The 1,151-nt window shown below is 35.9% G+C and carries 2 protein-coding genes and 1 pseudogene; 2 read left to right on the top strand and 1 reads right to left on the bottom strand.

Annotation, left to right across the window (positions count from 1 at the left end; genetic code table 11):
* Window positions 1–626: fimbrial protein (locus HMPREF3129_RS17245; RefSeq protein WP_254668263.1), on the top strand; the 626-nt coding region annotated here is incomplete at its 5' end.
* A gap of 86 nt (window positions 627–712) precedes the next feature.
* On the opposite strand, the gene HMPREF3129_RS19190 is transcribed toward HMPREF3129_RS17245, so the two are convergent.
* Window positions 713–889: a phage tail fiber protein gene (locus HMPREF3129_RS19190; RefSeq protein WP_441295502.1), complete on the bottom strand. Its 177-nt coding sequence runs from the start codon at window positions 887–889 to the stop codon at window positions 713–715.
* Between the two features lie 8 nt (window positions 890–897).
* Here HMPREF3129_RS19190 and HMPREF3129_RS19070 point away from each other — a divergent pair.
* Window positions 898–1,038, top strand: a pseudogene (locus tag HMPREF3129_RS19070) (helix-turn-helix transcriptional regulator); the annotation flags it as partial.
* Window positions 1,039–1,151 lie beyond the last annotated feature (113 nt).

The raw sequence follows: 1,151 nt of genomic DNA, 5'->3' as shown, positions 1-1,151 counted from the left end.
TAGCTAACTTAAAAATCAACGGTGATATTAAGCCGCCAACTTGTACTATTAATGGGGCGACACAAAGTGATGTCCTTTTTGATTATGGAAGAATAAGCCCATCACTTATCCCTCAATCGAAAATTTACTCTTACTCTGGCATTGTAGCTCATAATGTCGTTACGGTTGAATGCGATGCAAAAACATATTTAACATTTGTTGCGTCTGATACTTATGGTGACACGGAATTAAGTGTTAATAATACGTCAGAATGGTTTCATTTAGTTGATAAAGCAAATCCTGAAAATACAGTTGGAGCGGCTGATTTCATATGGAGTGATGCTACGGTCGATGGTAAACCAGCATTTATTTCACGGGCAAACGATGTTGCAATTACAGGAAAAAGCTACAACAACGTCCTATACAAAGGGCCAACTAATGGTTGGACATCAGAACAACAATCAGGTGTTGATAAAAATGCCTTGGCTCTAATTCCAGGTCAAGTTTTCCAATCAAATTTCAGGCATGGTAATTCAAATGGTACCTTTATTTTATCTAAAGATGAATTAAGTAAAAAAGGAATAGATTTATCTAATGGTTTAGATTTTATCGGGGAGGCTGTTCTCACTTTTAACTTTGGTGTCTAATTTTTAGAATAATTGATAATCACAATATAAAGATTTATTATATTGTGATTATCTTTTTATATTAATATGAATGAATGTTATTTATGCTATCCTAGCTTTCTTCCTCTTCTTTCTGTCTGTATTTTTTCCGCTTTCTGTGCTTCTTCTATCTCACGCATTCTCACGAGAATAGAACCGTCCTCTATAACTGCAGAGTCGTTCCAAATAAGTGACTGTTTATTAACGTCGAGTGGCGTTTCAATACTGTTATCAACACAGCCCAATTTAATCGACAGAGAAAAGTAAAACTACGTTATGGAGAATGTATGCAAAGAGAAAGGAGTTTCCAAGACCACAAAAAACGAAAGGTGGTACATTTTTAGGTTGGCCTGAACATGTCTATGAAGAGTGGGTTAAAAGCGAAAAATGGTAATGCTAATTTGACCCGTTACTTGACCCGCATATCTCGCAGATTTTTTTAAAAATCGCATAAGGTGTTGATTTTAAATGGCCCCTACAGGATTCGAACCTGTGACCTACGGCTTA

Source organism: Proteus sp. HMSC14B05, assembly GCF_001808035.1.
GTDB classification, from domain to species: domain Bacteria; phylum Pseudomonadota; class Gammaproteobacteria; order Enterobacterales; family Enterobacteriaceae; genus Proteus; species Proteus mirabilis.
The sequence above is the reverse complement of the archived record's forward strand: the minus strand, read 5'-3'. Positions and strand labels throughout refer to the sequence as shown.